Genomic DNA, 25,556 nt, shown 5'->3' with positions numbered 1-25,556 from the left:
GCAGATCAAAAACTCCCCAAACAACCGTCAATCAAATCGCCAAAACCCAGAAATCACAAACCAAGCGCATCAACCAACGGTTCTTCGATCCCTCCAGATGCGAACTCCCAACGCCTCCAGCATCCGCACCAGATCGGCCAGCGATCTGGCTTCCATCTTGCGCATAACCTTTCCCCGGTGAACCTTGACCGTGATGGTCTCGATGCCGAGTTCAGCCGCGATCTGCTTGTTCATCAGGCCCGAAACCGCCAGTATTGCGACATCCTTTTCTCGGGGCGTTAACGTGGCGTAAAGCGCGTCGAGGGCGCTGCGGTCGTTTTGGGCGCGCAGCCTCTCTCGGTCGGCTGAAAGCGCCTTGTCCAATGCCGCAAGAAGCGCATCGTCTGAAAACGGCTTGCTGAGAAAATCCACGGCCCCCTGCTTCATACTGCGTACGGCGGAGGGAACGTCCCCATGTCCGGTCATGATGACGACGGGCAGACGGATATCCTCGGCAAGGAGTTTCTCCTGCACTTCCAGACCGTCTTCTTTTTCCAGCCGGATATCCAGAAGCAGGCAGGCGGGCATAAGCGGGTCGTAGGCTTCTAGAAAAACAGCAGAATTTTCGTGAAGAAAAATCTCGAAATTTTCTGAACGGAGTAGACTGTCAAGGGAACCGCGAACGTCCGCGTCGTCGTCGACGACATGCACCCGACCGCGCGCTGTCATTGGGGTTCCTCCAGCGCAGGCCACTGGAGTTCGACCGACGCTCCTCCCTCCAGTCGATTTTTCACGTTGAGGCGTCCTTCATGAGTTTCCATGATTGTTCTCGATACTGACAGGCCCAGACCCACGCCGCCCTCCTTGCTGCTTGTGAACGGAGCGACGCCGTCTTCCAAAAGGGCCAGCGGAAAACCCGCCCCGTTGTCATCAATGGTCAGCGTCAGGTTCCCCCGGGATATGTCCTGTGCTGCGTTCAGAATGAGACGTCGTGGTCGGCCAGAGATAGAGCCCATGGCCTGCGCGGCGTTCAGCATGACGTTCACCAACACCTGATGAATCTGCACTCTGTCGCCGATGAAATACAAATCCGGCGCAGTGACGCAATTCTCGACGCGGACGCCGTAGCGTTGGAATTCTGATGAAAGAATTTCAACCGTTTCTGTAACGAGATGCGCGAGAGAGAGCTTTTCGTGTTCCGACGTCTGGCGCCGACTCATGGCGCGGATACGCTCGACCACGCGCGCCGCGCGTTCGCCTGTGCTGACGATGCCGTCCAGACATCGCCCGACCTCATCCAGATCCGGCGTGTCGCGTCGGAGCCAGCGTCGCCCGGAGCGCGCGAAAGTTACTGTCGCCATAAGGGGTTGGTTGATTTCGTGCGCAACCACCGCCGTCATTTGTCCAAGGGCGGAGATGCGTGACGCGTGCGCGAGGTCTGTCTGCATCTGTTCCACCCTCATGCGCGCCTGATTGCGTTCGGTCATGTCTACAGCGGTGACAAGGATAGTACGGCTTTCCCCGTATTGCGCACCGGGGCTTACCGTGAACGCCACGTCTCTCGGGCTGGATTTCTCAGGAATTACCCTGCATGACAGTTCCTGCCGGACGCCTTCAGCGAGCGCACGAACAATCGCGTCGCGAAACAGTCGGTGGCCGTCTCCATCAAGAATTTTCGTCAGATCGGCGGCGCCGGTTTCTTTCGGGCCGACAAGGCGGTCCGCCGCGTCGTTCTGCGCCAGGACGATGACGTCGGCTCCTTGGGAGTCGGTCGACAACTCGAAAATCGGCACGCCGGCACCATTGAAAATGGCCTTGTAACGACTTTCCGATTCAATGCGTCCGGCCTGCGCGAGACGTTCCTGCGTGAGATCGGCGCTGAGTTCGATGACACCGCCTTCTCCGCCATATTCGCCCACTCTACCCATCCAGGTGCTGGTGAGAATCATGGGGCGACCGTCCCTGTCCAGTCTGGTGATTTCTCCAGACCACAACGCCCCTGGCGCGAGGTGAGGGACGATGGTCGTCGGGAAGGACGTTTTGAGCAGCGACTGAACTTTCTTGCCCAGAGCTTCTTCTCGCGACCAGCCGTAAAGGCGGGTTGCGCCCTCGTTCCAGTCGATGATCCTGTCGCCGCCGTCCCGGATGATGACCGTGTCGTGGGTGAGAGCCAACCAAAGGCTCTGCTCGGAGAGCTGGGATCGCCCCGCCTGCGCACGGCGCGACAGGAAGGTGGCGACGGCGATTGCGACCAGGCTGATGCCAAGCCGGATATAGGCGCTGTCGAAGGACTCCCCATAATGTTTGATCAGGAAGGAGATGATCGCCAGAGCCGAATAGACCGCTCCGGCGGTCACGATGGTGCGGGCTCCCCCGGCTTCGGCGATGAACAGGATGCACAGGACATACAGAACCGCCAGTGCGTCATGGGTCGATACGACTGTGCTGAAAAGAAAGACGCCGATGCTCAGGATCAGAACGATCAACCATCGTGTCAGGGTCATGGGGATGCGTTTTTCCTGTTTCCGGCCAGTCTTCTTCCGCGATGTCAGTTCAGACGTTTGAACCGAGGCGCGAAACGTCAGAAGCCTATGCCATGGGGAGGCCGCCGTCATCCTGAACCGTGGCGCAATATCGGAGAACGGGTCGAGCATCCGCTTTAGTAAGCTTTGGCGTTTTACCCCGTCTATTCAAGGAAGCGGGAGCATGAATGAACACGTCCCTGTTTCAGGCGTGTCTCCACTGTCCGCTTTTTCTGTGGACGATCGTTTAAACCGGCGGCGATGCTGAGGCGGGCTGTGGGGTGGTACTGCCGTCCGTAACAGGTGGGCGCGTCACAGTGTGAGAATGTGGCGGCGTTTTGGAATAGAACTGGCGCGGTTCGAAAAGCGCGTCAGGCGTCTGTTCTGCGCCACGGCGTCGCTTCGACGCACCAGAGAGATAACGGAAAGTGGCGCATAGGTCGCCGCTGGGCATTGGAAACCGTAGGAGCCAACAAAAAATCCCCGCAAGAGCGGGGATTTTCATCAAACGCGATCTGCAAATGGCCGTGTGCGGCGCTTACAGAGCGGCGGCCAGCTTGGGAACGACGTCGAACAGGTCTCCAACAAGGCCATAATCCGCAACCTGGAAAATCGGCGCGTCTTCATCTTTGTTGATGGCGACGATGACCTTGCTGTCCTTCATGCCTGCCAGATGCTGGATCGCGCCGGAAATGCCGACGGCGATGTACAGCTCCGGCGCGACGATCTTGCCGGTCTGGCCGACCTGATAATCGTTCGGCACGTAGCCTGAGTCCACCGCAACGCGGGATGCGCCGATGGCGGCGCCCAGCTTGTCGGCCAGGGGCTCCAGCACGGTCTTGAAGTTCTCGCCGTTCTGCAGCCCACGGCCGCCGGAGACGATCACGCGCGCTGACTCTAGTTCCGGTCGATCGCTGGTCGGCGTTTCGGAGGAAACGAAACGCGACGTGTCGCCCGACGCGGGAGCCGCGGCGTCTTCGATGGCGGCGGAACCGCCTTCGGCCGGGGCCGGGTCGAAGCTGGTCGCGCGGATGGTGAGCACTTTCTTCGCGTCCGCCGATTTGACCGTGGCGAGTGCGTTGCCCGCGTAGATCGGGCGGACGAACGTGTCGGCGTCGACGATGTCCAGAACGTCGGGGATCGGCTGCACGTCGAGCAGGGCGGCTGCGCGCGGCAGAACGTTCTTGCCGACGGACGATGCGGCGGCGACGATGTGCGAGTAATCGCCAGCAAGCGACACGAGAAGATCGGCCAGAGGCTCGGCCAGCGTATGCGCCAGAGCGTCGTTCCCGGCCTTCAGGACCTTCGTCACGCCGGGGATCTTTGCGGCGGCTTCGGCGCTGGCGCCGACGGATGCGGCGTCGCCGACCACGAGCGCATGGACCTCGCCCAATTTGGACGCGGCGGCGATGGCGCTGCGAGAGGCCTGACGAACGTGACCGGCTTCGGTCTCGACAAAAACAAGAACGGTCATGATCAGATCACCTTGGCTTCGTTACGCAGCTTCTCGACAAGCTCCTCGACGGAGCCGACCTTGACGCCAGCCTTGCGGGCGGGCGGTTCGGCGACGGAGACGACGGTCAGGCGGCGGGTCGTGTCGACGCCGACGTCGCTGGCCTGCAGCGTCTCGAGCGGCTTTTTCTTCGCCTTCATGATGTTGGGCAAGGAGGCGTAGCGCGGCTCGTTCAGGCGCAGATCGGCCGTCACGATGGCGGGCAGCGCGATGGAGACGACTTCTGTGCCGCCATCCACTTCACGCTCGACTTCTGCGCGACCGTCGGCGAGTTCCACCTTGCTGGCGAACGTGCCCTGCGGCCAGCCGAGCAGGCCGGCCAGCATCTGGCCGGTGGCGTTCATGTCGTCGTCGATGGCCTGCTTGCCGAGGATTACGAGATCGGGCGTCTCGCGCTCGACGATCGCCTTGAGGATCTTCGCGACCGCAAGCGGCTCCGGGCTTTCTTCCGTCAGCACCAGAATGGCGCGGTCCGCGCCCATCGCCATCGCCGTGCGCAGCGTGTCCTGCGCCTGCTGCACGCCAATCGACACGGCGACGACTTCCGTCGCAGCGCCTTTCTCGCGCAGCCGCAGAGCCTCTTCGACGGCGATTTCGTCGAATGGGTTCATCGACATCTTGAGACCTGCGGTCTCGACGCCTGTCCCGTCTGCTTTCGGGCGGACCTTGATGTTGTAATCGACGACACGTTTTACCGGGACGAGAATTTTCATGGTCTTCTTGCCTGATACCCGTTGGCGGCGGTGCGAAGCGGGGCCCTGAGGACGCCCCTGCATCGCGCCGCCTGAGAAAATGACTGCCCTAAGCGACAGAAGGTCTAGCGTACGCCGGTCGGGAAATCACATCCCGGCCGGATAGTTCGGGCCGCCGCCGCCTTCGGGCGTGCACCAGTCGATGTTCTGCGCCGGATCCTTGATGTCGCAGGTTTTGCAATGCACACAGTTCTGGGCGTTGATTACCAGACGCGGATCGCTGGCTTCGTCTCCGACTTCGTAGACGCCTGCCGGGCAATATCGGCTCTCCGGCGCGCGGAAGACGTCCCAGTTCACCGTCTTCCACAATGCGGCATTGCGGAGCTTCAGGTGGACCGGCTGATTTTCCTCGTGGTTCGTGTTGGAGAGGAAAACGGACGAAGGTTTATCGAAGGTGATCTTTCCATCCGGCTTCGGATAGGTGATCGGCTGCGACGTGCTTGCAGGCGTCAGGGTCTCGTTGTCCGCGTGCCTGAAACGCAGCGTCCACGGAGCCTTGCCGCGCAACACCATGGCGTCAAAACCGGAATAGAGCGCGCCGAGCTTCGTGCCCCAGCGGGAGAACGCAGGCCGCACGTTGCGGGCCGTCTTCAGTTCGTCATACAGCCACGATCCACGCACGCGGCTGGTGAAGGACGCGGGCTCGACCTGCTCCGACTTCAGCGCATCGGCCACGGCCTCGGCGGCCAGCATGCCGGACTTCATCGCCGTGTGCGTGCCCTTGATCTTGGGCGTGTTGAGGAATCCCGCACTGTCGCCGATCAGCGCGCCGCCGGGGAACGTCAGGCGAGGAATGGACTGAAAGCCGCCTTCCGACAGGGCGCGCGCGCCGTAGATCAGACGACGTCCACCTTCAAAATGCGGCTTGAAAACGGGGTGCAGCTTTGTGCGCTGCATCTCGTCATACGGCGAGATCCATGTGTTCTGGTAATCCAGTCCGGTGACGAAGCCGTAGGAGACGAGGTTTTCGCCGAAATGGTAGAGCCACGCGCCGCCATAGGTATGGTCGTCGAGCGGCCAGCCGAAGCTGTGCAGCACGAGGCCGGGACGGTGGTTCGCGGCGGGAATTTCCCACACTTCCTTGATCCCCAGCCCATAGGTCTGCGGATCGACGCCCTTGCGCAGGTCGTAATGCGCCATGACTTGCTTGGTCAGTGAGCCACGGCAGCCTTCGGCGAACAGGGTGTATTTGCCGCGAAGCTCCATGCCCTCTGCATAGTTGGGGCCGTGCTCACCTTCACGCGTCACGCCCATGTCGCCAGTGGCGACGCCGACGACGCGGTTCTGTTCGATCAGAACCTCGGAAGCGGCGAAGCCGGGATAGATCTCGACGCCGAGCGCCTCGGCCTGTTCCGCCAGCCAGCGGCACACCTCGCCCAGGCTAACCACGTAATTTCCGTGGTTGGCGATGTGCGGCATCACTTTCTCAAGCGCCGGAACCTTGAAGCCGCGCGATTCGGTGAGGAAATACATCTCCTCTCCCGTCACCTCGGTCTTGAGCGGCGACCCGAGATCACGCCAGTCGGGGAGAAGTTCCTCCAGCGCCCGAGGCTCGATCACCGCGCCGGAGACAATGTGTGCGCCGATTTCGCTGCCTTTTTCGATTAGACAGACAGTCGCGTCCGGCGCGACCTGCCGCAGGCGGATCGCAGCCGCCAGCCCCGCAGGTCCTCCACCCACGACGACGACATCGAAATCCATCGCCTCGCGTGTGCTCATAGCTTCCTTACTCCGTCTCCGTTGCCCGGCGGGCGCCTCCGCAGTGCAAGGCGGTCCCACCGCGCGGTTCGTCGGCTCCCACGCTCCTGGGAGCCCGTTTTCGCCGCAAAAGTCTTCTGTCGCGGTTCCTCTGACACAGGGCAACCGCTTCGTCGATACGTCGAAGACGAAGACGCCTCCGGACACAAGACTGATTCGCGTTAGAAAACGGACAGGTCAACCGTCAGGTTGCAACCTGACGAATGCGGAAACAGGGGGCAGTAGGGGAAGTTATGAGAAACCGGCATGCACCGACGTCAGGCGTCGGCACGACGCATGCCCGCCGCTACGTCACCTCGTGACGCGCAGTTCGGGCGTCGTTGGATAATTTTCGGCCGTGCGTGCGATCAGGAGGCCGGACCGAAGGCGAGTTCGTGAGTCGCCCGCCACGTCGAATCGACATAATTGACGATCAGTCCACGCCGCAGGCCTGTGATCGGCCGCGCCGCGAAACCGTGCCAGGTGTCGTCACCCGGCACGAACAGTGTGCCGGTGTTGAAGCGTCCCGAACTGCGTTTGGCGGGAGCGCCATCGGGCGTCATCAGGTCTGTGCCCCACTGCTCCGCGTCGGCGTGGGTGGACAGGGACACAAGAAGAGTGAGCTTCTTGGCGCCGATATCGGTGTGCGGTTCCAGCCAGAAACCGTCGGTGTCCAGACTCAGCTCGAGCCTGAGCGCCGTGTGTTCGAGGTCCGCGCCGCACATTGCAGAGATCGCACGCCGGGCCTCTACGCTGTCCAGCACCTCCGCCATTTCGTTCAGGCGCTGATCGCGAGCCCGCGCGCCAGGTTCGACGAACACCCGCGCGCCGTTACGGGTTTCCCGCCGTCCGCCGGTGTCGCCCGCCATCTCGCCTGCGGCGGCCTCCCAGGCCACCAGAGCCTCACAGGCGGGCTTCGGCAAAACATTATCGATCGTCCAGTGGCGGAACGGGTGGGTCGAGACCGTCGCAGCCGCGAGCGCATCCTTGAAACCTGTCAGAAGCGCCGCGTCGGACGTTGTGTCTGTGTTCGTCATGTCGTCTTCCTTACTCGCTCGCCACGCGCCGTGCAGCCCCAGCGACCGGAATGTGGGCGCTGGCGTCCTGTAGCCAAGGGGGCGTCGTGGTGGAGCGGCGTGGCGCCTCACGACAACGCGAAGCGCGACCACGCCGCGATCCTGCCCCCGTGGCGCGCGACAGGCAAGCAGCGTTCGGGCGGTTGGGTCGGCACGCCCACGTATGTCGCTGTTCACCCCACATAAAACGCAAACCTGTGCATGAGTCATCATGCCTGGCCCGTCAGGCAGGCCCAGCTTCGCAGCATCATGAGACTGGGGCCTCGGAGGGAAATTAGGTCCGAAGGCGTATGCTTGCAGCGCGTGACCAAAGCCGCCGGGCGTCGACGGCTTCGGGGTGATTGAAAGGTGTTACAAAATCAGAGAACCGGCCGGATGGATGCAGCACAAGCTCTCGCGTGTGGTTCGGACAGCGGGATTTGCGGCTCTCGTGAAGAGTGGTTGTCGTCGTTACTCGCCAAGCACTGCTCGGGCGCGGTGGACCACTGTTTCGTATTCCTCGTCGCTCAGCTCGCCCCGGCGATGGAACTCGCTCGCGCGCGCCAACGCGTCACGGGCATGACTTGCGTCCGGTATGGGGTAGCGTCTTCCCGGCAGCGCAAATGCGTCATCGGGCAATGCGTCCCGCTCTGCCTTGCTCAGTTTCGACATGGCAAGCCTGCTCCTCAGGACCGGAGGTTTGAGCCGTCCTATTTCGATTCGGACAGCGCAGCCTCTTCGATGGCGTCAAGTTCCGCCATCGCAGCTTCAGGGCTCAGCGTCGGCACGTCCGAGGCCGGCGTGAAGGCGTTGGCCTCTGGCGTAACCTGCCCGACGTTCAGATTTGCGACCACGCGAAAGGCTACGACCACGGCCAGAGAGCCAAACAGGACGCAGCCCAGCGATTGCCCGATCTGCACGCCCGCCGCGCCGTAACGCGCGCCGACTGTGACGAACGGAATGGTCCCGAGCGTCGCGCGCCCCCAGTTGAACAGCGTCGAATAGATCGGGTGGCCAAGGTTGTTGAACGCGGAGTTGGCTACGAACAACATGCCGACGAACAGGTAGGAAGAAACCGTCCACGAACAGAACAGGTGAATCAGCGTCGCTCCGTTGCCTGTGGCGTGGAAGCCCGCGACCAGCAGGTTCTGGATGAGCGCGAGCACGATCCAGGTTGTCGCGACGCACAGAGCGACCAGCGTCAGCGACGCACGCAGCACTTCACGCACGCGGTCGAGTTTCTTCGCCCCGAGATTTTGCGCCATGATCGGCCCGACCGCGCCGGTCAAGGCGAAAACGAACGCGAACGCCACGACGACGATACGCTCGACGGACGCCTGTCCGCCGACTGCATCGAGCCCGAACCGCGCCATGTTTCCTGTCACGTAAGCAGAACCGACTGGCGTAGCGAGGTTGGTGAGGATCGCAGGGCCAGCGATGGAGGCGACGCGTTTCGTGTCTGCCGGGATCGCATGTAGCTGCGGCTTCCGCAGCAATCCGTGCGCGCCCGCACCGCGCATGCCGAGCATGAGCACCGCCAAACGGGAAAGGACGGAGCTTATGGCCGCTCCGGTCAGCCCCTCATGCATGCCAAGGATCAGCGCCGGGTCGAGGATCGCCGCGACAATGGCGCCGCCCAGCGTCACGTTCATGGAGCGTCTGGCGTCGCCGACGGACCGCATAAGCGCGGAGCTGGACATGCCGAGCGCTACGAACGGCAAGAATGGCGAAACGATGTAGAGGAAGCGCTCCGCCTGCGTCAGCGCCTCTCCGGACGCACCGAGAAGCCGCAGGATCGGGTCCGCGAAAAGCGCAGTCGCAACGCCCAGCAGCAACGTCAGAACAAAGGTGGTGGTCATGAAGGAGGAGGCCACGCGCTGCGCAACGTCGAACCGGCCTGACCCGATCTCTCGCCCCACGCAGGCGCCGAGTCCGATCGTCAGTCCGATGGACACCGCGATCTGCACGCCGCCGATCGCGCTTGCGAAACCGATCGCGGCGGTCAGCGCCGGATCGCCGAGATGGGCGATATAGATCATGTTCAGCAGATCGACGGCGAAGACGGCCATAAGGCCGATGGCGCCCGTTCCCGCCATGACCATTACGTGCCGCATGATGCTTCCGGTGACGAAGCATGCGCCGCGTCCCGGCGCTGTCTTTCCGCTCATTGAAACCCCGTCCGCCTGCGAGCGTCCCGCAGCGGCTCCGACTGTCGTTGTCACAAGTATGGCACGTTCGCGCTTCAGCGCGAATGCTCGATTGCGCATTGCGGACAGTAAATTGAGGCTCCACGATGACGGGGGCGCGCCATAAGGGCTGCTGCGCGGGGCGGAGCCTGAATTTCATGACGTCGAATATTATATTGATATAGAAACGATATACCGCGCTCCATGCCGCCTCGCGTTTCCGCAAAGGATGCTTTTGATGACGACGCCCCTGTTTCTGTGGTCCGCGACACGCATGGCGGGAGCGATTCGCGCTGGCGAAGTCTCCGCGCGCGAATGCGTCCAGGCCGCTCTGTCGCGTGTCGAAAGCCTCAATCCCGGCCTGAACGCGGTCGTGCAGTTCATGGCGGAGGACGCCCTCCGTCAGGCGGACGATGCGGACCGTGTGGCGCGTTCGGGTTCAGAGGTCGGCCCGCTGCATGGCGTGCCGATCACTATCAAGGTGAATGTTGACCAGAAAGGTTACGCCACCACCAACGGCGTCGTCGCGCTGCGGGACGCAGTTGCGCGGGAGGACTCGCCACAGGTCGCGTCGTTGAAGGCGGCGGGCGCCATCGTGATCGGGCGGACGAACACGCCCGCGTTTTCCATGCGCTGGTTCACCGACAACGCCTTGCATGGCCGCACGGTCAACCCCTGGAATTCGGCCGCGACGCCGGGAGGCTCAAGCGGTGGGGCAGGGGTCGCGGTGGCGACGGGTATGGGGGCGATCGGGCACGGCAACGATTACGGCGGATCGATACGATATCCGGCTTATTGCTGCGGGGTCGCAGGGTTGCGACCGTCCGCTGGTCGCGTAGCCGCGTATAACCCTTCTTCGAGTGTCGAACGCAGCCTGACCAGCCAGATGATGTCGGTGCAGGGGCCTCTGGCGCGCTGTGTTGCGGACTTACGCCTCGCCCTGCAGGCGATGGCGCGCCCAGACCCGCGCGACCCCGGCTATGTGCCCGCGCCTTTGGATCACGTCGGGTCTGTTCGCTCGGGCAAGCGCGTCGCCGTGTTTCGCGGGACCGATCCCGGCGCGACGGATCCGGCGTCGCTCGCCGCACTGGATAGGGCCGCCGCCGCGCTTTCCGAGGAGGGATACATCATCGAAGACGCCGCGCCGCCGCACTTCGATGATTCCGCTGCTCTGTGGGCTGCGCTGGTTTTCAACGATCTCAGCGGCGCCGCTTTCGAGAAGATGAGCGAACTGGGGGATGACGCTTTACGACGCACGCTCGCCTATTCGGTTGGCGTGACGAAAACGTTGGACCGGGAGGCCTGGGCGGCGTGTTTCGCCCGTCGGCTCACGTTGGCGCGCGAGTGGTCGCTCTTCTTCAACGCCCATGACGTCCTGCTGACTCCCGTGTCTTTTGCGCCGCCGTTTCCTGTCGATCTCGACGTGCGCTCGCAAGAGGATTGCGTTGCGACGCTGCGCGATCAGGCGCCGTTGCTGCCGGCTGCGCTTTTCGGGCTGCCTGCGTTGTCGGTTCCCACCGGCGTCGTCGATGGCTTGCCCACGGGCGTACAGATAACCGCCGACCGTTTCCGCGAAGATCTCTGCCTGATGGCGGGGGAGACGATTGAACGCGCCGTCGGCCCGGTCTGGCCTGAGCTTTACGCGCGGGAGGCGGGGGTTTGAGCGCCGCCGCCCGTCTTGGCGTCGGGTTGGGAATCCCCGCCGTCGCGACGTTGGCCCTTATTCCTGTTGTTGGCCTTGTGCATGGGACAATCTTGGGATTTCCGGTCGTGATCGCGGCGTCGCTGGCGGTTTTCGCCCTGACCAGCGGATGTATGGCGATCTGCTGGCTGGTCTGGGACCGGAAGGCGTCTGATCGTCCTTGATTTCGGATGATCCTGACGTTGTGGGAGCGTGCGGCGCGTCGTGATACTGACGCGCCGTCGGTGAACAGGGGAGCAGTTTTTCTGTTTGAAAGGTGACTCGGGGCTAGAGCTGGTAAGCAAGTCCCAAGCGTAGTTGGACAGTGTTTGAGCGTGTCCCGGCGCGCGACGCTGAGGTGTACGTTGTGTCCCCTCCAAAGAAACTAGCCGTATAAATGTTCGCGCCGCTGGCTGTCCTCCAGATATCGGGAGAGTGGGTATGTCCATAATCCATGTACGCGTATCTTACACCGCCGGTCAGGTGGAGACGTTGCGTCATCCGGTAATCAAGCGCGACGTCCCCGCTCCATTCCGGTCGGGCGCCGTTGGAGCCGTGGACCAGAGCGGCGCTTCCTGCGTCGAGATATTCCGCCCAGCCGGCGCGCCCACGGATAACCAGTCGATTGGTGAGGGCATAGTCCGCGTGGAGAGCGAGCCCGACATATCCCAAGCCTGGAGTCGTGAACGAGTTTCCGCCGCCCGCTGTGTATCCACCCTGAAATACCGGGGTAAGCATCAGCCTGTCATGCGCGAGTTGAAATCCCTTTCCGACCTCGCCGGTGACGTTGATGGTGTTATGCCCAAAACTGTTCCGAATACGGGCCGTCTCCACACTGCGCCTTCCACCGTATGCATTTGACCAGGCATAATCCTCATGCTGCGACATGGTGCCATCGCCAAGGTTGAAGATGCCTGCGACGTAGAGGTTTTTGATCCGCCCAATGTCGAACATGTATTGAGCATCGGCCCTAAATCCGGGACGCCAGCTTGTCGCATGACCACGCGCGGAGGTCCGTTCGCTCCAGTCGTATTGCGGGTAACCGGGGAATGTGCTTCCCGTGTTCAGCCCCGCTGTTCTGGCGAACGCATCATAATTCCCGGTGATCGACAGGCCGACCTCGCGGTTGACCGCAACGACGGGCGATGTATCTGCGAAGGCATTGTGCGTCCTCACACATGCGCCGACTGACGCCGCCACAGATACGGCGCCGAGCGGAACGATCTTTGTAATGGCGTGACGTAGTCTGGAACTCATGAACAAACTCTCCGTGGCGCAAAGGCGTCCGGCAGGGAGTACCACAAGTCTCAATCATGAAACAGTGTCATGGTTTGTCACTGTTGGACATATTGTGTTGATTTCATGTCCTGACGTTTGGCGGTCACGGCATGGCTCTTTCTGGGCGCGTATATCGGATAGATGCTCCAATAATTGGTTGTCGTATAAGTATAAATAAATTTTTTAGACGAATTTTTGGCATATATTGTCATGAGAAATATTAACTCTGCAATTCGGGTATTTCGAAAATTCTGTTATTTTTCTGAATTGGCCGTAAATTGCCGATTATGGTCCGCTTTCACCATTGGCGTTTGTCAAAATCGCACTGTCGGAGCGGGCGGAGCCTTCTGTGCCTGAGGCGAAGACTGCTCGCTGGCTAAAAGCAGTCAATCAATCCGCTCGGGGCTGGATGAGCACGTGTATCTGCAAACCATGCAATCATGCCTCCAGGCGCTTCGACCGCTATTCACATAGACGGCCATCTCCCGGCGTGCTTCAGAGACGACGCTCCTGAAACAAACCGAAGAGACCCAGCGTCATGTTCGCCTTAATCGCCCGCAAAACGTTCTTTTCGCCTGAGGAAATGGCGTTGCTGGGTATTACGGTGCTGTGGGGCGCGACTTTTCTGATCGTGCATACGGCCATGCAACATTGCGGTCCGTTGTTCTTCGTCGGACTCCGGTTCAGCATCGCCGGAGGGGTGAGTCTGCTCCTGTTCCTCCGAACGATGCGCGCCGTGACTGCGACGGAAATAGGCGCGGGGGCCTTGATCGGCGTTTCGATTTTTCTGGGATACAGCCTTCAGACGTACGGGCTGGAGACGCTCGATGGCGGCATCTCCGCATTTCTGACGGCTCTCTACGTGCCGATCACGCCGCTGCTGCAATGGGCGGTGATGAGGCGGCGTCCGAAGCTGATGACATGGGTCGGCATAGGGTTGGCGTTCACGGGGCTGCTGTGTCTGACGGGACCGGGGGCGATGTCCGTTGGGCTCGGGCGCGGAGAAATCGCGACCTTCGCGTCGGCCTGCGCAATCGCGGCGGAAATCATTCTGATCGGACGTTTCGCTTCGAAAGTGGACAGTGTCCGGGTGACTGTCGTGCAGCTTCTGACTGTTGGCGTCCTGTCATTCGTCGTCATGCCCGTCGCCGGAGAGCCGGCGCCGTCATTCTCATGGGTATGGCTGTCGGCTGCGGTGGGGTTGGGTCTGGCGAGCGCGCTCATCCAGTTGACCATGAACTGGGCGCAGAAGGCGGTTTCGCCCGCGCGGGCGACCATCATTTACGCCGGAGAGCCTGTATGGGCGGGCCTCGTTGGATGGTTTGCAGGTGAGCATCTGCCCCCGCTCGCCATTCTGGGCGCGGCGTTCATCGTGGCGGGCGTCGTGGCCAGCGAATTAAAGCCACGCCGTCCAAAGACAGCTGTTGCGGTTCTGTAATCGGCCAGGCGCGCCATCCGGGCTCCTGGCGAGAGGGGGGGGATTATTGAGCGAATCTTGATGGTGGATTTGAGTTTTTTTGATGGCAAAAATTACGAACAAAACGGTAGATTAGGCATCAACGGCATTTATTGTAGTGAAATAGCCATCAGGAGCGCGTCATGCCCGTTGATTTCATTGGCTTCGTCAACGGCCGCAACCATTCGGAGATTGTCCCGGCGGAAGGGCCGGTGGTGAATCTCGACCATGTCGAGGCGGCCGCGAAAATCCATGAAAACGGGGGGTTTGACCGGGTCCTGGTCGCCTTCCATTCGAATTCCCCGGAAAGCATTCTGATCTCCCAGCACGTCGCTAGTGTAACCCGACGGCTGGGCCTGATGGTCGCCCATCGACCGGGTTTCACTGCGCCGACGCTTGCGGCGCGGCAACTCGCCACGCTGGACGCCATCAGTGGCGGTCGCGCGGCGGTGCATATCATCACAGGCGGCGACGATCGGGAGTTGCAGGCCGACGGCGATCATCTGACGAAGGCCGAGCGTTACGCCCGGACGAGCGAATACCTCGACATCGTGCGTCGTGAATGGAGCAGCGATGCGCCGTTCGACTATGATGGAAAATATTACAAGGTGCGTGGCGCCCATTCGGCAATCCGGCCACAGAACGGCTCGTCCATTCCCGTCTTTTTCGGCGGATCATCGGAGGAGGCGATCGCGGTCGCTGGCAAGCACGCTGATATTTACGCGCTCTGGGGCGAGACATACGAGCAGGTGCGTGAGACGATCGCGCGCGTGAAGGCGTCTGCGGCGCAGCATGGCCGCACGGTCAGGTTCTCACTGTCTCTTCGTCCCATCCTTGCCGAGACGGAGGAGGCGGCCTGGGCGAAGGCCGAGCAGATTCTGGAGACGGCGCGGGGTTTGCAGGAGCAGACCGGCTACGCCCGCCCCACTGTCGTTCCCAACGAGGGATCCCGGCGTCTGCTTGCGGCTGCGGCGCAGGGGGCACGACTGGACAAGCGCTTGTGGACGGGGCTGGCGGCGTTGACCGGCGCCCGGGGCAATTCCACGTCGCTGGTCGGCACCGCGGAACAGGTGGCGGACGCTCTGCTCGACTACTATCGTCTGGGCGTGACCAACATCCTGATCCGGGGTTTCGATCCGCTGCAGGACGCCTACGTCTACGGGCGGGATCTTATTCCGCTCGCCCGACGTCTGATCGCAGAGGAGGACGCGCGCTCCGGTGCGGGTCGTGAGGCTGCGTAAGAAATTTTCCCGTGTCGCGCCGCCTTGATCGGATGACCCGCGCGGTCGTCCATCGACGCGTCAATCAAACCGGTAAACAAAAGGGTCACGGCCAATGAACGTCATCGCAGCCCCGCTCCGCCATAATGATCAGCAGGCCCGCGCCCGAAAGCTGGAGCCGCGTCGGCCTGCCGCGTCTTTCGCGGAGGAAAGACTTCACCGCAAGCAGCGCCTCGCTGCGACGTTTCGACTTTTTGCCCGCTACGGCTTCGATCAGGGGCTGGCCGGGCATGTTACCGCGCGCGATCCGGAATTTCCCGATCAGTACTGGATCAATCCGCTTGCTGTGCATTTTTCCCAGATCAGGGTTTCGGATCTGCAACTCGTCGATCATGACGGAGCCATTCTGATCGGCGACAGGCCGATCAACACCGCAGGCTTCACCATTCACTCTGCGTTGCACCGGGCGCGCCCCGACGTGATCGCGGCGGCGCATACACACTCGACCTATGGAAAGGCGTTTTCCGCGCTGGGAACGGAACTGCTGCCCATTACGCAGGATTCTTGTGCGTTTTATGAAGATCACGTCGTTTTCGACCCGTTTAGCGGCGTGGTGCTGGAGGACAGCGAAGGGGAGCGGCTCGCGCAGACTCTCGGCGACCGCAAGGCGCTGATCCTGCAAAATCACGGGCTGCTTACCGTAGGTCCGACCGTAGAGGCCGCCGCATGGTGGTTCATCACCATGGACAACGCTGCGCAGACGCAGTTGCTTGCGCAGGCGGCGGGTCCGCTGAAGCCTATTGCGCCCGATATCGCGAAGCTGACGGCCAGTCAGGTCGGCACACATCAGGGCGGTTACTATTCCTTCCAACCTCTGTGGGACTGGATTGTCGCACAGGAGCCGGACCTTTTGGACTGATACCCGATGACCAGCATTGTTCCCTTGCGGGAGTTCGTTACCCGTTTCACCGCGCTGTTCGAGCGTGGTCTCTCCCCTTCGGCTGTACAGCAGGAGGGAAGTTCTCTTCTTCGGACATTGGTGAGCAAGGACGACTGGCTGCCTGACGTCTTCGCCGTTCCCAATCCGGATCGTTATAGTCAGTATCTTCTGCATTGCGATCCGCTGGAGCGGTTTTCCGTCGTCAGTTTCGTCTGGGGGCCGGGGCAGACGACGCCATTGCACGATCACCGGGTCTGGGGATTGATTGGGATGCTGCGGGGCCGGGAGAGCGAAACGCAGTTCCGGCGGAATTCTCGTGGGACCTTCGAGCGTGTCGACGTAAGTTTTCTGGAAGAGGGCGAGGTTGCGTCTCTGGAGCCGGACGTCAACGACTATCATGTCGTGGCGAACGCGCTGGAGGACAGGGCGTCAGTGTCCATTCATGTTTATGGCGGCAATATTGGCGGCGTTTCGCGCGCAGTCTACGATATCGAGACCGGCGAGGAACGCCCATTCATCTCTGGCTATTCAAGCGGCGTCACGCCCAACCTATGGGATCGATCCCTCAACGCGAAAGCGGCCTGATCCATGAACGCATTTTCCTCTCCGCATGTGTCTTCGACAGTGGTTCGCGAAAAACTTCGCACTGGCGAGGAGATCGCACTGTTTGATCTGCGCGAGGAAGGTCCGTTCGCCGCTGCGCATCCTTTGTTCGCGGTGAATCTGCCGCTCGGGCGCATTGAGGAACGCCTTGCGGGGCTGGCGCCGCGTCGTGACGCGCCCATTGTGATCTATGACGACGGGGAAGGCCGCGTTGCGAAGGCGCTGCCGATTTTTCGTAGGCTGGGCTACACGCATGTCTCGGCGCTCGCTGGCGGACTGGAGGGGTGGCGTAATTCGGGCGGCGAAATTTTCATCGACGTCAATGTGCCGTCCAAATCTTTCGGCGAACTGGTCGAACACGAGCGTGGCACGCCGTCCTTGCCTGCGCGGGAACTGTATGAACGTCTCGAGCGCGGGGATGACCTCGTGGTTCTCGATGCACGCCGGTTCAGCGAATATACGACTATGTCCATTCCGAGCGGCCGTTCCGTTCCTGGCGCGGAACTGGCGTTGCGTGTTCGTGGTCTGGCGCCATCGCCGCAGACGACTGTTGTCGTGAACTGCGCAGGGCGCACGCGCTCCATTATCGGTGCGCAATCGCTGATCAACGCCGGTATTCCCAATCCTGTCTTCGCGCTGCGCAACGGAACGATTGGCTGGACGCTTGAGGGATTACAGCTTGCGCATGGAGAGACAAAGCGTGCTGGCGATGTGCGGGAGGATGACCGGGAAGCCGCGTTGCAGGGTGCGATTTCCCTGGCGGAACGAGCCGGGGTGCGGTTGATCGACGCCGCAGGCGTCGCCGAATTGGCGGAGGACACAGCGCGTACGCTGTACCGGCTCGACGTTCGCTCTCCGGAAGAATACGAGGCGTCCCATCTTGCAGGTTTTCGATCGGCGCCCGGCGGCCAGCTGGTGCAGGCCACGGATGAATGGGTCGGCGTGCGGCATGGAACGATCGTTCTGACCGATGATGACGGTGTGCGCGCCCGCATGACGGGGCACTGGTTGCGGCAACTCGGCTGGAATGAGGTTTATGTTCTGACGGACTGGTCGGATCTGCCGCGCGAGAGCGGTGCCGAGCCGACGCCGCTCGCCGGTCCGCTGCCAGACGTGCGCTTTGTCTCGGTGAAGGATTTGTCTGAACGCGCGGAGCCGTTTGTCATTGATCTCGCCACCAGTCCTGAATTTCGGAAGAGACACGTTCCTGGATCGCATTTTGCGATTCGCAGTGATGTTGAAGAAATTTTTGGAAAAATAGGCGCTCGCAAGATTGTCCTGACGTCTCCGGATGGGCTTGCCGCACGCCTGGCGGCGCCGGAATTTGAGGCGCAGGGCTTTGACGTAGAGGTTCTGGAGGGGGGCTTGGCCGCGTGGATTGCGGCGAAGCTGCCAGTCGAAGCAGGGTTGACGCCGGAGGCTGCGTTGTCTGAGCCGAACGATGTCTACAAACGTCCCTATGAAGGCGCGGATAACTCTGCAGCGGCTATGCAGGCTTATCTTGAATGGGAGTTTGGGTTGATTGCTCAGCTTGAGCGTGACGGAACGCACGGGTTCCGTGTCTTAAAAGGGTGATGCGCGTCGAGTAGTCGTATCCGGAGTGCGGCAACTGCTATGTTGAACTCCGGATTGGTCGTTTTTCGCCCACCCCAAAGCCCGTGAATTGAAAGTGATATGTTATTTTTGATATAAATTGAGTCCTTTAATATTTTTCTATAGCCGAGAATAGTTGTTAAGAACGATGACATCTTATAGATAACCCGCGTATTCCCTGCGTAAGCGAATGCTCGGGGACAGCCGCATGTCCTCGTACGCCGGAAATAATGTAAGTCGGGTTAACGTAATCTTGGCGATGCATGTCTGATAGATACATAAATCAATATGGTTTATATAAATAATACTAGGAATCTGGTTTTTATAGCTCATGGTTTTTGGAGATTCTATCGTTTTCCTCCACGCTCTATTTGTCATGAATTTTGTTCGCATTCACGCGCACTCAGGTGCGCGGTGGATTTAAAGCATGGTCAAATTCTAAAGCATCAATTGTTCCGCGAGTAGTTTTGCGAATTCTGGTGTATTTGATCTGGTAATGAAGTAATTTTAAATAAATCAATGTAGAAATTGTATATTTTATCAAAAACATAGATACTAATCATGTTGTTCTCGCTGTTTCGGAATGACATGATATGACGCTAGCTTCTGTTGACTCTTCACGCGCCCTGAAAAATGGCCGCCGCCTGATGTTGCTGGTGTCAGCCTTTACATCCTCAACGGCTCTGGCGGCGCCTTCCGACGTGTCGCAGTCTCGACCTGCCGGGACGCATAAACCCCGCAACGCTGCGCAAATCCGCCATCCGGCACAGGCGGGGAGAGCATCCGTAGCCAAGGCCGAAAGTATTGCCGTTACCGGGCAGACGCACGGCGCGCGCCTGCATGCCGCGTTGCAGCGCACGCCAGCATCTATCTCTTTACTGACGGGTGAGCGCCTGCGCCAACTTGGGGTGACGGATGTGCGGCAATTGGCCAATTTGACGCCGAATTTGTACGAACCACGTGCGACGGTGGGGTTTTCGGCCACGAACTACTTCATTCGTGGCATCGGAGAACTTGACCCGCAAGGGGAGCCATCAGTTGGCACCTATATCGACGGTGTTTATCTGCCACGCACTATAGGTACGATGCAGGAATTGCTGGACGTGGATAATGTGCAGATCGACCGTGGGCCGGTTGGCTTTACTGCCGGGCATCAGGCCGAGGGCGGCGCTGTGCGCATCAACACCGTCGCGCCAGGAAATACAAAGCAATTTCGTGCACTGGTTGGATATGGATCATATAATGAGTACAGGGCTGCTTTTCTGGCAAGCGGTGCGCTCGTAAAGGATCGCGTTTACGCGAGCCTCGCCTTCGACCGCCACGGGCGTGACGGCTTTGATCGCAACTACACGCTCAACCAGACAGAGAATAATATTGATTACACGCAGGCGCGTGGAAAATTGCGTTTCACGCCGAATGATCGCTGGGACATTACGCTCGCGTTCGACGGAACGGTGGATGGCTCCACCAACCGGGGGTATGGCAACCTGCTGAATGGCTACACCCACGGTTTGTATTCTTCGATCTATCCTAAAAACAATTACAGCCAGGCCGGGTTTACGGGAAACGTCAACTATGTCGTTAACTCTCACCTGCAACTGCATTCGACGACGGCCGTTCGGGGGTATGACGACACAGGATATTATGACAACTACGGAACGAAATACATTCAGAGATCGCAACTTCTTTATTATAAAGACCGCGCGTATTCCGAGGACTTGAATTTGCACGGTGATTATGGACGACTTTCCTTCACCATTGGTGCGTATTTCATGTACGAAGACTGGTATACTGCACGGCGGGCGAACAACACGACCGGGGCATGGTACCCGGATTCACAGGCCGCCTCTCTTCAGAGTTACACGCCAGTATATGCAAAAATAGATCAATTGACACGCATCTGGGCTTTATATGGACAGGCGGAATACAAAATTACGCCGACTTTGACAGCGACGGTGGGGTTACGATTCAATCATGAATCTCATTCGAATGCGGAAGACCTGAACTATCTCGTTGCTGGCGGTAATCACTCTGTGGGTTGGCCTGGCGTCATCAGCGCTCTCTATTCCGGCGCCCCGGGCGCTTCGGCATGGCCGGGGCACGCCGCCGCTCATGCCGACTGGACGCAATTGCTGCCGAAAGGCGCTTTGACCTGGCAGATCACGCCGAGTGTCATGCCCTACGTATCGATCTCGCAGGGAAGCAAATCGGGTGGATACGATTATCGCGCTCAGACGCCGGGCGTGGCCAATATGGCGCAGGCTTTGCTGCCTTATAAGCCGGAGTTGGTGACGACGTTCGAAATTGGCGCGAAGACCAGTCCGTTCGCTCATATTTTGGAAGTGAACGGCGCGTTGTTCTGGAACAATTTTAATAACATCCAGATGACGACTTATGACGCGACGACTGCGCTCTCACACAGATTCAATGCGGGCAAAGGGCACTCCGCAGGCGCGGAGATGGAGGCCACTGCGCATATCGGATCGAACTGGGATATGCACTACACGGCGTCCTATCTCTATGCACAGTTGGACCATTTCGACGGCGTCTCCACGGCTCCCCTGAAACTGGCCGACGGAGGAGCATACAATAACGCGCCGCATTCGGGCGCACGGCTTCCATATTCTCCACGCTGGCAGATGAACGCATCCGTCTTCTATCGTGTGCCGCTGCGCCGTGCGCCGGGCCAGTTCAGCATCGGCGCCGACGTCTCATGGCAATCTTCGCTCTATCTCGACGGGAATGAAAACGCGCAGACAAGACTGTCACCGCAGACATATTTCAACGCCATTGCGACATGGACAAGCGATGACAAGCGATGGACCATCACGGGGCAGGTCCGCAATATTCTTGACCGCAGGTATCCGCAGACCTTGTCGTATACACTCGGCTCCGCGTCGCACGGGGTATATTCGCCCGTGAACTACGCGGCGGCGTTCGCGGATCCGCGCACGATTTTCGTTACGGCCGAATACAAGTTGTGACGCTTGTGCTTTCCGCTGCGTCGGATTTGGCGCAGCGACGCGGTTCTGACGCGCATCGCAGACTTGTATCTGAGCCCTGACAAGATCGTCCGACATACGTTGCTTAATGATAACAATCTTCGTAACGTCGGCATGCTTTGGGAAGTGAGTATTCAGGCAGGAGATATAGGTGCGCGCAACCCGGACAAAAGTGAAATTCTCTGGCCCGGTTTGGCTTGTCTTTGCTCTTCTGCTTTCGCATGGAACTGCGCGTTCCACATCGCCTGCGCCTGAAGCGATTCATTCCCCGCAGGACGTGAAAATTTTCACGACGCTGGGGGAGGTGGTGGGAACCGAACGTGACGGGGTCGAAGCCTTCAAGGGCGTCCCCTTCGCTCAACCACCAATCGGGATGTTGCGGTGGGCAGCGCCACAACCTGCTCCCGCTGGGTCGGAGTCCTGGATGCGACGCATTTTCGGGCGGACTGTATGCAGAAGCCCTTTCCCAGCGACGCGGCGCCGCTGGGCGGACCGGTGTCAGAGGACTGCCTCTATCTCAATATCTGGCGGCCTGTATCGGCTGCGAAAGCGAAATCGCCCAGCCTGCCTGTCATGGTATGGATTTGCGGAGGAGGGTTCGTGAACGGAGGAAGTTCGCCTGCCATTTACTCCGGAGAGCCGATTGCGAAGCAGGGCGTTGTCGTCATCAGTTTCAACTATCGCCTCGGCCGTTTTGGAACATTTGACACGCGCTCTTTCAGCGGAAGCGACGTAAAATCGGAGAAATCCGCTAATTACGGAATTGAAGATCAGGTAGCTGCATTGCGTTGGGTCCACGACCATATCGCCGAATTCGGAGGAGATCCGCAAAGGGTTACGGTCGTTGGCGAGAGTGCCGGGGGCGTGTCGGTCCACATGCTACTGACCTCGCCGAAAGCTGGCGACCTCTTCAGCCAAGCGGTGATCCAGTCTGGCGCTGAAGGAGGCATGCGGGGATCATCGTCCGAAGCAGCAAGGGGCGAGGCGAAAGCTTTTGCTCGGGCGCAGGGCATCTTGCCGGACGACCCGAACGCGTTGGCAAAGTTGAAAGCACTTCCAGCGTCTGCCGTACTTGGCGATCTCAACATGATGGCGCTGTTTTCTCCTCCTGCTGGTCCGAAAACATTTTCGAGTCCATTTCCTGATGGAGAGCTGATCGCGCCGGCACTCGATGTCTACAAGACCGGCAAGTTCAGGCATATTCCGATGATAGTCGGAGCGACAAGCGCCGATCTGGGTGGACCGGACGGCTTCATGATCGCTGGAGCGGAGAGAGTGGCGTCTTTGCTGTCGAAAGAAGATGTCCCTGTTTATAAATACAAATTTTCTTATGTTTCATCGTCTTCCGAAGCGTCCGGGGTTCAGGGAGCGGCACATGCGACCGACATACCGTTCTTTATGGGAACCGTAGACGCTCGTTATGGAACTGCGACATCGCAGCGGGACAGAGAGGCGGCGGTTGAGGCGAACGCCCGTCTTGTAAATTTCATCAGGACAGGAGACCCTTCTGTCGAGGGCGCGGATGAATGGCCGCGCTACACGAGCTCAGCCCCGTGCGTTCTGGATTTTGCAGCGGATGGTTCTCGGCATGTCTCGTGCCGTTGATTGATGGGGCATTTGTCACTGTTGCCTCAGGAATAACCATTTTCAGAAATTTCGCAGATTTTGTATCGATATATATATCTTCCACGAATAAAGAGCGCGTCGGACTCATTTCGCCGTGGGTAAAGTCACGTCTTCACCGGCACCTGAAAGGGGAGTGAAGTGACATCCTTTAAAAAGAATTTAATCCTGCTATTGCGCTTCGAAGCAAGTTGCTTGTGGTCGCCAGATAAAGCAGTTGAGGTGGCGTTGGATTTACGCTTCTGTTTAAAAGAATTTTTTAAAGAATGGTGTCGGCCGGCGAAGTGGCTGTCGTCGTGATGTTACATTTTTAGGTCCTGAACCTAGGTAAACGGGGCAAAGGTCGAGACCGTGGAGGAGCTTCGCCCCGGACGTTAAGCCGAGGCGAAGCTCCATTCGGTCACTCCGTGTGGGCGGGGTTCACATTGCTTGATCGCGTGATGAAAGAAGCCACGTTCTCATGCAACTGTTTCAACGCCGCTTCATTCGCATACACCATGTGCCCCGACTCATACCGCGCATATTCGATGTTCGGTTGCAGGCGGTTTGGAATCTGCAGGTGCTTCATCTCGTAGACGCCTTCGTAATATGGCGTCGCAAGATCAAAATACCCCGCGTTCAACATGACTTTCAAAGTCGGGTTGGTCTTCATCGCGTAGGCGAGGTCTGGCATCACGTTTGCGGAACCGTCGAACGCCTGCCCTTCGCCGGGGGGCGTGTGCCGGAAATCCCAATGGGTGTCTATGCCTCCTCTGTAATCCTGCCCATTTCCATACCCGAGCGTTTTGCGTGTGTAATCGTTGAACGCGGAGATATAGGCGGAACTGATCGCTGCGGACTGTGGGTCGTAGTCCGCCTCCTCGCTCAGTGGATTGATCGTGGGCCCGGAGAAGCGAGAATCAAGACGCCCCGTCGTGGTGTCGTCATTTTCCTGAAGCGTTTTTTCAAACTCTCCTACATCGACACGCAGATCGGCCCGCAGAAGGTAATCCACCGGCAGACCGGTGTAGGTATGCAGCTTCTCGGCGACGGCGCGTTTGCTCTCGTCGGTCAGATCCGCGCCTTTCTGCAACGCCAGAAGATAATCGTTGGACGCGAATTGCTCGACGTCCTTTAGCAGAGCCTTGAGGTCGGGAGGATTGCCGGGCAGGCGATGGTGGTACCACGCGGTCGCGGCGTAGGTTGGCAACGCCAGAACATATGGAAGGTCATTGCCAGGGTTGAGCTTTGGTTCATCTCCTTCATTGTCATAGCTGAGAATTTGAGAAAGGAGGATAACTCCGTTGAAGTCGATATTGTCTTCGTTTTGCAAATCGTTGACCAGAACGGCCGAACGGAGCGTGCCGTAGCTTTCCCCGAACAGGAACTTCGGCGAGTTGTAGCGCCCGAACTCGCCGAGGAATTGGGTGATAAAGTTGGCGAACGCGTGCCCATCGGCGTCTACGCCCCAAAAGGATTTTTCACGATCCTTGCCCGCAATGCGTCCGAACCCGGTGCCCGGGGCGTCGATGAACACAAGATCCGTCACGTCGAGCAGACTGGCCTCGTTATTGACCAGTTGATATGGCGCGGCAGGGTCGTGGGCGTCGTTCATTGTGACGATGCGACGCGGCCCGAAAGCGCCCATATGCAGCCATACGCTCGCTGATCCCGGGCCGCCGTTATAGACGAAGGTGATCGGCCGCCCTTCCGGCTTGGCGTCTTTTTTGAAATAGGCGACGTAAAACATTGCCGCCGCGGCGTCTGGGTTGCCGTCGTCTGCCCTTCCGTCGCCCTTGTTGTCCGTGTGGAGACCAAGGCGGGTCTCAACGACCGACGTCGAATCATCCCACCCCTTGGGATGCACGATCAGCGTGCCGGCGACGGCGCGATAGTCGATTTTCTGACCGCCGATCGTGACGCTTCCGGCGCTCTCGCGCCGGTCGGTCGTCTGCGAGGTCGTCGGCTGGGCGTGGGAGAAACTTGCAGACGAAGACTTGTCTTCCGCCGCGACCGCCCGCGATCCGGGAAAAGTCGTGGACGACAGGAGCAGCGCAAGCAGCGAAGCGGAAAAAGTGAGGCGTGAGGACGGGGAACGAGGGGCTGTGGTCAACGCGATAATCTCCATACGGCGCGATGCCGGGACTATACGGCGGTCCGATGCTTTACAAAATTGGGCGATGGCGGAGAATGCGCTGCATTACGCAAGTTTCAGACTGCATGCGGCGCTCGACGACATGTGGCATGTTGCGTTGAAGCATTGTGTCCTGTTCCGCTCGTCTGTTGGCGCGCCTTGGGCGAAGCGGATCCGTCGGTCAGCCGGTTTGCAATCATCCCTCGCAGAGACCACGGAGTATCGACAAGCGTGTCTGCGAAAGGATGTCACAAATCAGGCCGTCACACCTGACGCGAAGACTGATCGACGTAAATGGGCTCG

General features: G+C 59.7%; 20 protein-coding genes and 1 pseudogene. 11 read left to right on the top strand and 10 right to left on the bottom strand.

What is annotated here, in order from left to right:
* Positions 1 to 69: 69 nt before the first annotated feature.
* The 6 genes from HK28_RS10410 to HK28_RS10385 all read right to left on the bottom strand — a co-directional run bounded on the left by HK28_RS10410 (position 70) and on the right by HK28_RS10385 (position 7,540).
* On the bottom strand, positions 70 to 708 hold the full coding sequence (locus HK28_RS10410) for a response regulator transcription factor (RefSeq protein ID WP_086644511.1): 639 nt from the start codon (positions 706 to 708) through the stop codon (positions 70 to 72).
* On the bottom strand, positions 705 to 2,483 hold the full coding sequence (locus HK28_RS10405; protein ID WP_158093451.1) for a PAS domain-containing sensor histidine kinase: 1,779 nt from the start codon (positions 2,481 to 2,483) through the stop codon (positions 705 to 707). Before HK28_RS10405 ends, HK28_RS10410 begins: the two co-directional genes overlap by 4 nt.
* A 556-nt stretch (positions 2,484 to 3,039) precedes the next feature.
* Entirely contained in the window at positions 3,040 to 3,975 is a 936-nt protein-coding gene (locus HK28_RS10400; RefSeq protein WP_086644509.1) for an FAD-binding protein, read from the bottom strand.
* Positions 3,976 to 3,977: 2 nt separating this feature from the next.
* Positions 3,978 to 4,727, bottom strand: a complete 750-nt coding sequence (locus HK28_RS10395) for an electron transfer flavoprotein subunit beta/FixA family protein (protein WP_086644508.1) — start codon at positions 4,725 to 4,727, stop codon at positions 3,978 to 3,980.
* A 126-nt stretch (positions 4,728 to 4,853) separates the two neighbouring features.
* Positions 4,854 to 6,485: an electron transfer flavoprotein-ubiquinone oxidoreductase gene (locus HK28_RS10390; protein WP_086644507.1), complete on the bottom strand. Its 1,632-nt coding sequence runs from the start codon at positions 6,483 to 6,485 to the stop codon at positions 4,854 to 4,856.
* Positions 6,486 to 6,871: 386 nt separating this feature from the next.
* Positions 6,872 to 7,540, bottom strand: a complete 669-nt coding sequence (locus HK28_RS10385; protein ID WP_086644506.1) for a hypothetical protein — start codon at positions 7,538 to 7,540, stop codon at positions 6,872 to 6,874.
* Positions 7,541 to 7,570: 30 nt separating this feature from the next.
* Here HK28_RS10385 and HK28_RS13820 point away from each other — a divergent pair, with 30 nt between their 5' ends.
* Entirely contained in the window at positions 7,571 to 7,765 is a 195-nt protein-coding gene (locus tag HK28_RS13820) for a hypothetical protein (protein ID WP_143217401.1), read from the top strand.
* Positions 7,766 to 8,029: 264 nt separating this feature from the next.
* Here HK28_RS13820 and HK28_RS10380 read toward each other — a convergent pair whose 3' ends face one another.
* Complete coding sequence (locus HK28_RS10380) at positions 8,030 to 8,230, bottom strand: hypothetical protein (protein WP_086644505.1); 201 nt, start codon at positions 8,228 to 8,230, stop codon at positions 8,030 to 8,032.
* Positions 8,231 to 8,268: 38 nt separating this feature from the next.
* Positions 8,269 to 9,726: an MATE family efflux transporter gene (locus HK28_RS10375; protein WP_233140485.1), complete on the bottom strand. Its 1,458-nt coding sequence runs from the start codon at positions 9,724 to 9,726 to the stop codon at positions 8,269 to 8,271.
* Between the two features lie 256 nt (positions 9,727 to 9,982).
* Here HK28_RS10375 and HK28_RS10370 point away from each other — a divergent pair, with 256 nt between their 5' ends.
* Together HK28_RS10370 and HK28_RS10365 are read left to right on the top strand one after the other, a co-directional pair.
* A complete protein-coding gene (locus HK28_RS10370) occupies positions 9,983 to 11,407 on the top strand; it encodes an amidase (protein WP_086644513.1) in 1,425 nt (474 codons plus the stop codon).
* A complete protein-coding gene (locus HK28_RS10365) occupies positions 11,404 to 11,610 on the top strand; it encodes a DUF3311 domain-containing protein (RefSeq protein WP_086644504.1) in 207 nt (68 codons plus the stop codon). Before HK28_RS10370 ends, HK28_RS10365 begins: the two co-directional genes overlap by 4 nt.
* 103 nt (positions 11,611 to 11,713) lie before the next feature.
* Here HK28_RS10365 and HK28_RS10360 read toward each other — a convergent pair whose 3' ends face one another.
* Positions 11,714 to 12,682, bottom strand: coding sequence for a hypothetical protein (locus HK28_RS10360; RefSeq protein WP_086644503.1), 969 nt, complete (start codon positions 12,680 to 12,682; stop codon positions 11,714 to 11,716).
* A 559-nt stretch (positions 12,683 to 13,241) separates the two neighbouring features.
* Here HK28_RS10360 and HK28_RS10355 point away from each other — a divergent pair.
* From HK28_RS10355 to HK28_RS14520, 8 genes and pseudogenes are all read left to right on the top strand, one after another.
* Positions 13,242 to 14,141, top strand: a complete 900-nt coding sequence (locus tag HK28_RS10355) for a DMT family transporter (RefSeq protein ID WP_086644502.1) — start codon at positions 13,242 to 13,244, stop codon at positions 14,139 to 14,141.
* Positions 14,142 to 14,302: 161 nt separating this feature from the next.
* On the top strand, positions 14,303 to 15,400 hold the full coding sequence (locus HK28_RS10350; protein WP_086644501.1) for an LLM class flavin-dependent oxidoreductase: 1,098 nt from the start codon (positions 14,303 to 14,305) through the stop codon (positions 15,398 to 15,400).
* Between the two features lie 94 nt (positions 15,401 to 15,494).
* Positions 15,495 to 16,298 (top strand): class II aldolase/adducin family protein, encoded by an 804-nt coding sequence (locus tag HK28_RS10345; protein ID WP_086644500.1) that lies wholly within the window; start codon positions 15,495 to 15,497, stop codon positions 16,296 to 16,298.
* A gap of 6 nt (positions 16,299 to 16,304) precedes the next feature.
* On the top strand, positions 16,305 to 16,904 hold the full coding sequence (locus HK28_RS10340; RefSeq protein ID WP_086644499.1) for a cysteine dioxygenase: 600 nt from the start codon (positions 16,305 to 16,307) through the stop codon (positions 16,902 to 16,904).
* A 3-nt stretch (positions 16,905 to 16,907) separates the two neighbouring features.
* Positions 16,908 to 18,497 carry a rhodanese-like domain-containing protein gene (locus HK28_RS10335; RefSeq protein WP_086644498.1) on the top strand — a complete coding sequence of 530 codons (1,590 nt, stop codon included), beginning with the start codon at positions 16,908 to 16,910 and terminating at the stop codon, positions 18,495 to 18,497.
* Between the two features lie 611 nt (positions 18,498 to 19,108).
* Positions 19,109 to 21,499 (top strand): TonB-dependent receptor, encoded by a 2,391-nt coding sequence (locus HK28_RS10330; protein ID WP_086644497.1) that lies wholly within the window; start codon positions 19,109 to 19,111, stop codon positions 21,497 to 21,499.
* 169 nt (positions 21,500 to 21,668) lie between these two features.
* A pseudogene (locus HK28_RS14525) lies at positions 21,669 to 22,690 on the top strand (carboxylesterase family protein); the annotation flags it as partial.
* Between the two features lie 33 nt (positions 22,691 to 22,723).
* Positions 22,724 to 23,122, top strand: a complete 399-nt coding sequence (locus tag HK28_RS14520; RefSeq protein WP_369823644.1) for a carboxylesterase family protein — start codon at positions 22,724 to 22,726, stop codon at positions 23,120 to 23,122.
* Positions 23,123 to 23,540: 418 nt separating this feature from the next.
* Here HK28_RS14520 and HK28_RS10320 read toward each other — a convergent pair whose 3' ends face one another.
* The gene (locus tag HK28_RS10320; RefSeq protein ID WP_233140483.1) at positions 23,541 to 25,232 is read right to left on the bottom strand and encodes a S10 family peptidase; all 1,692 of its coding nucleotides are present in this window, start codon (positions 25,230 to 25,232) and stop codon (positions 23,541 to 23,543) included.
* Positions 25,233 to 25,556: the final 324 nt, after the last annotated feature.

Origin of the sequence: Acetobacter sp. DsW_063, assembly GCF_002153745.1 — a bacterium.
Classification (GTDB): domain Bacteria; phylum Pseudomonadota; class Alphaproteobacteria; order Acetobacterales; family Acetobacteraceae; genus Acetobacter.
Note: the sequence above shows the minus strand (reverse complement) of the source record. Positions and strands in the feature narration are given on the sequence as shown.